Source organism: Gloeomargarita sp. (assembly GCF_053491055.1).
The window spans coordinates 35,249-42,712 of record NZ_JBRCEP010000064.1 but is presented as its reverse complement, the minus strand read 5'-3'; the positions used below and the strand labels follow the sequence as shown (position 1 = coordinate 42,712).

Sequence of the window (7,464 nt, the reverse complement as noted above, 5' to 3'; positions counted from 1 at the left end):
ATGAGTGAAAAGGGAGAGATGCGTTCTTCTATTAACGAGCAGGATCATATACTGCCAGAAGTGTCATTTCCCACGGTGGAAACCTTGCGAGATTCTACTTGGGAAGGCTTCATTTATGTCCTGGGCAATCTTATGCGTACTCGCCGCTATGGTGCTCAGGAATCTCGTACTGGAACCATGACCAATCATATTGTGGGGATTGCCTTCTGTGACGGTGAAATCTTCAGTAATTTGTACTTTACTCAAGCGCTCTATGATGCCCTCAATGGAGACACAATGCAACCAATTGCTGACATACTAAAGGAGGCAACTACAGTGGCACAAAATCTGCTGCATCAAGAACCAGTGCGGAAACGCCAAGTTATTTTAGGTCAAGAACTGGATGAATTGTTGGCGGAGGTAACCAGTATTTATCAGGACGAAGAACATTTGCGTCATATATTGAACACTCTGTACGAGCAAACCAAAACTTATTCAGAAATGTATGGAGCAGCAGCTAAACAAGAGACAAAGAGAAGAACAAGCCGAAGGGAAGAATAGAACGTTATCCTACCCTATTTTTGAGAGGTATCCCCATGCTGTTTTACCAGTGTACTTTGACCCTCCACGATAACATTTTTTTTGCCACCCGCGAGATGGGCATCCTCTATGAAACAGAAAAGTACCTGCACAACTGGGCACTTAGCTTTGCTTTGTTTGAAACTACTCTTATTCGTAAGCCTTATCGTTTGCAGGGAGAAGGTGCTCAACGCCCAGGTTATTTAGAGGCAGAAAATGAGCAAAACCTTCTGGTACTCAATGAGCATGGTATTTATGTTTTTCCAGCACTGCCGTTACAGTGGTCTTATCAGGTTAATACCTTCAAGGCAGCTCAGGTTCCCTACTATGGTCAAACCAAACAATTTGGAGGTAAAAATTATCCAATGAACTACGGACGGGCTAAGGAATTAGCAGTTGGCAGTTGCTACCGAACTTACATTATTGCTAAGCAACCCATTTCCACTCCCCGCTGGATACGCTTAGGTAAATGGGCAGCCAAAATTCAGGTGGATGTCCAACTATTGCCTTCAGAGGTGATTCAGCAAAGGTCTGGTGAATATTCTTGTAACCATCCATTGAATCCCATTGATCTTCCTTGTTCTACTCGTTTATTGCTTTATAACCGGATTGTAATGCCACCTGTGAGCTTGATTAGTCAGGCACGAATTTCTGGAAATTATTGGCAAATTTCTAAACCTGATCATTGGGCTGACTCCTATAACCTGTTTCCAGTTTGTTTACCTAGCGGAGTTGCCTATGGAGCTAACCTTGTCACCTCAAGTTAAATCCACTGCCCTGCATACAGTGGTGATCCATCTAAGCGTTGCTGATGATGGGATTTTGCCTATTGGTTGTGGTCGAGCAATTCATGCCCAAGTACTCCAGTGGTTTTGTATGGCTGATCCTGCGATTTCTGAGGCGATTCACCACAGTCAACAATCCCCAATTAGCCTTTCTGGATTAATGGGAAAACGTCGCAAAGGCAAGGTGCAAGCCGGAGATGAATTTTTCTTTCGGATTGGATTGCTCAATGGCAACCTTCTTGAACCACTGTTATGTGGTTTAGAACAGTGGGGTAATAAGCCCTTTTCCCTGGCAAAACTCCCCTTTGTTTTTCGCAGGATTAATATGGTGCCCGGTACTGATCCCTGGGTAGGTTCTTCTGACTATGGCTTACTAGCTAAAATTCCGGTTAAATCCAATGATATTTTACTTCAATTTGTTTCCCCCACCAGCTTCAAACTTAACTCTGGACAAGGAATTCAACCTTTCCCCTTACCGGAATTCGTATTTGGAAGTTTGTATCGCCGCTGGAATGATTTTGCTCCTGAAGCATGGCATTTTCCCAAAGTTCAATGGAGTGGCCTAGTTTCTGACTATGAACTTAGAACTCAGAAAATAAAAATGGAAAATTCAATTGAAATTGGTGCAGTCGGCTGGGTGCGCTATCAGTTTCCTGACCCAGAACAGGCACGAATTGCAAATATTTTGGCTCACTTCGCATTTTTTGCCGGTGTGGGGCGCAAGACAGCAATGGGTATGGGACAAGTTCTTTTGCCAGAACACGGAGGGTAGGGTTATGCCTGAAGATTATTTGCCATTGGCCTATCTCAATGCTTGGGAATATTGTTCTCGCCGCTTTTATTTTGAATATGTATTAGGTGAAATGGCAGACAATGAACATACTATCCTTGGTCGTCATCTACATCGGAATATCAATGAGTCGGAAACCGTTCAAGAGGGGGATATTCTCGTTCATAGGCAACAGTGGGTCTGGAGTGACCGCCTTCAAGTTGCTGGTATTATTGATGTGGTGGAAGAACGAGATGGAAAACTACTGCCACTGGAGTACAAGAAAGGTAAAATGGCACGGCATCTTAATGACCACTTTCAACTTTGTGCTGCTGCTTTTTGCTTAGAAGAGCGTACTGGTTACACTATTGATTACGGAGAAATTTTTTATCACGGGAATCGCAGGCGACAAAAAGTCATTTTCACCTCTACTTTGAGACAAGCTACTGAGCATGCCATTGCATTAGCACGACAGGCGATAAAGCTTCCCATGCCCGCTCCCATTCGCCAAACCTCAAAATGTCAGTCCTGTAGCTTGCAGGTCATTTGTTTACCTTTTGAAGTCAAACAATTGCGAGGCAGTTAGACCTATGTCTGTTCTTTATGTAACTCAACCAGATGCTGTTTTGAGCAAAGCTTATGAAGCATTTGCGGTTGCGCTCAAACAAGAGGACGGTTCTTGGAGGAAGCAAAAAATTCCAGTACAAACGGTAGAACAGGTGGTCTTAATAGGTAATCCTCAATTAACAGGTGATGCTTTAATATATGCCCTAGAGTTAGGTATTTCCGTCCATTATTTGTCGAGTCATGGTAAATACTTGGGGTCAACTTTACCGGGGCAATCTCGCAATGGACAGTTGCGATTGGCACAGCATGAACTTTATAAAGATAGCGAACGCCGATTAAGACTGGTGAAAGAAATTGTGATAGCTAAAATACACAATCAATATGCGGTTTTGTATCGTCATGGTCAGCGGGAAAATTCCTTAAGAAAATACAAAAAAGAAGTGCAAATGCAAACTACAATTGACCAAGTACGAGGAATTGAAGGGGTAGCAGCACGGGAATACTTTGCTCACTGGTCAAACATGCTGGAACCGGAGTGGGGTTTTCAGGGACGTAACCGTCGTCCTCCTACTGACCCGGTTAATGCTTTATTAAGCTTTGCCTATGGATTACTCAGAATACAAGTGACAGCAGGAGTACACTTAGCAGGGCTTGATCCCTATATTGGTTACTTGCATGAAGTGAGTCGTGGGCAACCAGCTATGGTGCTCGATTTGATGGAGGAATTTCGTCCTCTAGTGGCAGATAATTTGGTACTGGCAGTAATTAATAATCGTCAAATACAGCGCAAAGATTTTACTGAAAGTCTGGGGGCCTATTATCTTGCAGATGCGGGGCGAAAGACTTTTCTCCAAGCCTTTGAACAGAAAATGAATGATGAATTCAAACATCCAGTTTTTGAATATCGCTGCACCTATCGGCGCGCTATTGAGCTTCAGGCCCGCTTAATGGCACGACATTTACAAGAAGATGTTCCTTATCGGCCTCTAGTTTTGCGCTAAAATTATGAATACACTTTTCTATTTGATTATTTATGATTTACCGGACAACAAGTCAGCCAATAAGCGGCGCACCCGTTTACACAAACTGCTCTCAGGTTACGGGAAATGGACACATTACAGTGTGTTTGAGTGTTTCTTGACGGCTGTACAGTTTACGAAATTGCAAACCCAGATGGAAGAATTGATTAAGCCCGACGAGGATTCTGTGAGAATTTACGTTTTGGACACAGGGGCCGTGAAGCGAACTATTACCTACGGGTCGGAAAAGCCGCGTCAGGAGGGGACAATTATTCTATGATAGAGATAGCCGTAGTTTTGGCAAACCAAAGCGAGGTCAAAATCCCTGGGAGGTTTGCCAAAGCCGCCAGAACCTGGAAAAACCAATACTTCCTCCATTTTGTTGCCAGAAATGGTAAACAAAGTACTAACAAAACTCACCAATTGACAGGGGTTTGCCAAAACCTAGCCTGGAACCCTGTCCTGTTCAGGGTTCTAGCCCCTGCCGTCTCAATCAATTAATCCCGGTTTACGGGACTGAAACTTGCGCTGATTACCTAGACTATCTAATTATAGCCAGAGTCTCAATCAATTAATCCCGGTTTACGGGACTGAAACGTACAGGGGAGGTTGAGGTTACGGTGCCTCAAGATGTCTCAATCAATTAATCCCGGTTTACGGGACTGAAACCTAAGCGTAGTACGGGGAGGAAAAGCCCTTAAGTTAACGTCTCAATCAATTAATCCCGGTTTACGGGACTGAAACTAGTACGGCTCAGGGTTATCAGGCTAAGGCAACAGGTCTCAATCAATTAATCCCGGTTTACGGGACTGAAACGTGCCAAACCCAAATCCTTTTCTTCGACGGCCCTGGAGTCTCAATCAATTAATCCCGGTTTACGGGACTGAAACGAGCAAATCAGCCGCCTGATCGCCTTAACGCCGCACGAGTCTCAATCAATTAATCCCGGTTTACGGGACTGAAACCGCAGACCTGATACCAGGTTCGTACCGTTGATTGGGGTCTCAATCAATTAATCCCGGTTTACGGGACTGAAACATTCGCATAGTACAAAACATCCCCCGCTTCAAAGGGTCTCAATCAATTAATCCCGGTTTACGGGACTGAAACCTAATTTGTTATCCAATGCTCTAACTTTACTTCCAAAGTCTCAATCAATTAATCCCGGTTTACGGGACTGAAACAACCTATACAGTACGGAGCTTATCCACTGCCACACACGTCTCAATCAATTAATCCCGGTTTACGGGACTGAAACGCCGAATGGAAGACTGAGGTGGCTAAGATCAAAGCTGGTCTCAATCAATTAATCCCGGTTTACGGGACTGAAACAAGTTGACAAAGTAACAGACTTTGATACCTTGGATGAGTCTCAATCAATTAATCCCGGTTTACGGGACTGAAACACTAAAGTTGATCTCACCCCGTGGATAGGCCATAGGGTCTCAATCAATTAATCCCGGTTTACGGGACTGAAACCGGTAATATCCCTACCTGAGTCGCACCCGCTGATAATGTCTCAAGGAATTAATCCCGGTTTACGGGACTGAAACTTGGGAGGCATAAGCATCTTGTCCTTCTGCTCCAACAGTCTCAAGGAATTAATCCCGGTTTACGGGACTGAAACTTTAGAAACAACAACTTACACGTTGACTAACAATTTGTCTCAAGGAATTAATCCCGGTTTACGGGACTGAAACATTGTCCCCGTCCCGGTGTTGCTGCTGGTATTAAACGTCTCAAGGAATTAATCCCGGTTTACGGGACTGAAACAGACAAACCGGGGGGTGACACAGAAGGTTTATGAGAAGTCTCAAGGAATTAATCCCGGTTTACGGGACTGAAACTGCCTTGAACTTCGCGACATCCCCGACGGGGAACGTCTCAAGGAATTAATCCCGGTTTACGGGACTGAAACATGAAGAAGCACAGCGGGCGATTGCTTCTGCCTTGTTGTCTCAAGGAATTAATCCCGGTTTACGGGACTGAAACTCCAGGAATATCGGATGACTCCCCAAACTGTATTGCGTCTCAAGGAATTAATCCCGGTTTACGGGACTGAAACAAACAACATTACTTACTTGGGATTCGCTCCCCACTTTGGCGGCTCAATAACGGGGTAAAGTCGGGTCCACCTGGAGGGCATAAGCCTCCAAACCGCCCCCTAGGTTTTCCACCTGGGCATACCCCTGATCCTGCAACCAGGCACACACCTGGGCCGAACGAACGCCATGATGACAGATCACCACCACTGGCTGGTTAGGGTCGAGTAACTCCTGCACCTGGGTTGACCACTGGGAAAACTCGCTCAAGGGCAAATGCAAACAGCCGGGTAGCTTGGCCCGCTCCACTTCCCACCATTCCCGCACATCCAGCACTTGCAAATTGGGGTTTTGGGCACGCTTTTGGGCAAAATCGGCGGCGCTAATCGTCTTGATCCTCATGACATCCTTGAGCTATTGTTCCTGCCACCCCGCCAGGGTTCCCCTATCCATGGTAACGAACAGCGTTCGTGACCAACCCCACCCCAGGTTACCACGACTCCCCAGCCTGGATTCGAACCAGGGACCAATCGGTTAACAGCCGACCGCTCTACCGCTGAGCTACTGAGGAAAGCGTTTTCTATGATAGCGAGCAAGCGTACCTCCAGGCAACACCTACACCGGATAGACTTGCCCCTGTACCACCCGCAATTGCTGGGCAGTAGCCAGCCAGGGGGCATAAAACCGCCCGAGGTCGGTGGTGGTGATGATGGTCTGCACCCGCTCGCTGATGACGCTCAGGAGCTGCCGTTGCCGTTTGTGGTCCAATTCGGCCAGCACATCGTCTAGGAGCAACAGGGGGGAGTCGCCCAAGTGGGTTTCTAAAAGCGCCAATTCTGCCAATTTGAGCGCCAGAACGAGGGTGCGCTGTTGGCCTTGGGAAGCGTAGGTGCGGGCGGGTTGCCCGTTGAGCCAAAAAACTACGTCGTCACGGTGGGGGCCGACCAGGGTGGTTTTTTGCGCCAGTTCCGCTGGACGCTTGGCCGCCAGTTGCCGCTGGAAGTGTGCCTGTAGAGTTGCTTCGTCCTCCTCGCCACTCATAGGCACGGCTGGGGCGTAGCGAATGGTCAACACTTCGCTGGTTTGGCTGATCCGTTCGTGCCAGGTGCGCGCCAGGGGCGCCAACCGTTCGAGCCACCGCCACCGCCGCCGCATGAGATGGCTGCCGGTTTGGCTAAGCAGCTCGTCCCAAGGAGTCAGCAGGGCAGGGGACAGGGATTCCTGGCGCAGGAGGACGTTGCGCTGGCGCACCACTCGCTGGTAATCCTGCAACAGTTGGCTGTAGGCCGGTTCCAGTTGCACCAACATCTGGTCCAACCAATCCCGCCGTTGCGCCGGACTGCCCCGCACCCATTCCAAATCCCAGCAGGAAAAAAAGACCGCCCGCAGATAGCCGAGAAAATCCATCTGCCGCCGCTGGGTCTGGTCGTTCACCGCCAGGGTGCGTCGCCCGGAAGCCCGCAACGTTAGACTCAGCACCGCCGGTTCGGGGTCGCGGCTCACCTCCGCCTGAATGCGCGCCGTTTCCTGAGCATCCTGAATCAAATCCGCATCCCGGTGGGCACGGGGAGAATGAAGCGTCGCCAGCAACAAAATGGCCTCGAGCAGATTCGATTTACCCTGGGCATTATCCCCGATCAAAATTGTCTGGTTGCCGGTAAAGGTGATGGCCTGGTCGGTGTAATTCCGAAAATGCCACAGGTGCAGATGGCGCAAATACACCG

The 7,464-nt window shown here is 47.8% G+C and carries 8 protein-coding genes, 1 tRNA gene and 1 CRISPR repeat array; of the genes, 6 read left to right on the top strand and 3 right to left on the bottom strand.

Annotated features, from left to right (window positions below):
* The 6 genes from cas7d to cas2 form a co-directional block, all read left to right on the top strand.
* Nucleotides 1-540, top strand: a 540-nt coding sequence (gene cas7d / locus ACWISF_RS07120; RefSeq protein WP_448380890.1) for a type I-D CRISPR-associated protein Cas7/Csc2, incomplete at its 5' end; no start/stop codon positions are given.
* 35 nt (nucleotides 541-575) lie between these two features.
* On the top strand, nucleotides 576-1,325 hold the full coding sequence (gene cas5d / locus ACWISF_RS07115) for a type I-D CRISPR-associated protein Cas5/Csc1 (RefSeq protein ID WP_448380889.1): 750 nt from the start codon (nucleotides 576-578) through the stop codon (nucleotides 1,323-1,325).
* Nucleotides 1,297-2,115 (top strand): CRISPR system precrRNA processing endoribonuclease RAMP protein Cas6, encoded by an 819-nt coding sequence (gene cas6, locus ACWISF_RS07110; protein WP_448380888.1) that lies wholly within the window; start codon nucleotides 1,297-1,299, stop codon nucleotides 2,113-2,115. The genes cas5d and cas6 overlap by 29 nt, the downstream gene beginning before the upstream one ends.
* Nucleotides 2,116-2,119: 4 nt before the next feature.
* Nucleotides 2,120-2,698, top strand: coding sequence for a CRISPR-associated protein Cas4 (cas4, locus tag ACWISF_RS07105; RefSeq protein WP_448380887.1), 579 nt, complete (start codon nucleotides 2,120-2,122; stop codon nucleotides 2,696-2,698).
* Nucleotides 2,699-2,702: 4 nt separating this feature from the next.
* Nucleotides 2,703-3,680: a type I-D CRISPR-associated endonuclease Cas1d gene (gene cas1d / locus ACWISF_RS07100; RefSeq protein ID WP_448380886.1), complete on the top strand. Its 978-nt coding sequence runs from the start codon at nucleotides 2,703-2,705 to the stop codon at nucleotides 3,678-3,680.
* Between the two features lie 4 nt (nucleotides 3,681-3,684).
* Nucleotides 3,685-3,978, top strand: a complete 294-nt coding sequence (cas2, locus tag ACWISF_RS07095; RefSeq protein ID WP_448380885.1) for a CRISPR-associated endonuclease Cas2 — start codon at nucleotides 3,685-3,687, stop codon at nucleotides 3,976-3,978.
* Nucleotides 3,979-4,184: 206 nt separating this feature from the next.
* Nucleotides 4,185-5,763: a CRISPR direct-repeat array (repeat unit 37 nt; unit sequence GTCTCAATCAATTAATCCCGGTTTACGGGACTGAAAC).
* 43 nt (nucleotides 5,764-5,806) lie between these two features.
* Here cas2 and ACWISF_RS07090 read toward each other — a convergent pair.
* From ACWISF_RS07090 to recF, 3 genes are all read right to left on the bottom strand, one after another.
* Nucleotides 5,807-6,142 (bottom strand): rhodanese-like domain-containing protein, encoded by a 336-nt coding sequence (locus tag ACWISF_RS07090; protein ID WP_448380884.1) that lies wholly within the window; start codon nucleotides 6,140-6,142, stop codon nucleotides 5,807-5,809.
* Nucleotides 6,143-6,239: 97 nt separating this feature from the next.
* A tRNA-Asn gene (locus tag ACWISF_RS07085) sits at nucleotides 6,240-6,311 on the bottom strand.
* 44 nt (nucleotides 6,312-6,355) lie between these two features.
* Entirely contained in the window at nucleotides 6,356-7,462 is a 1,107-nt protein-coding gene (recF, locus tag ACWISF_RS07080) for a DNA replication/repair protein RecF (RefSeq protein ID WP_448380883.1), read from the bottom strand.
* Between the last annotated feature and the right edge of the window lie 2 nt (nucleotides 7,463-7,464).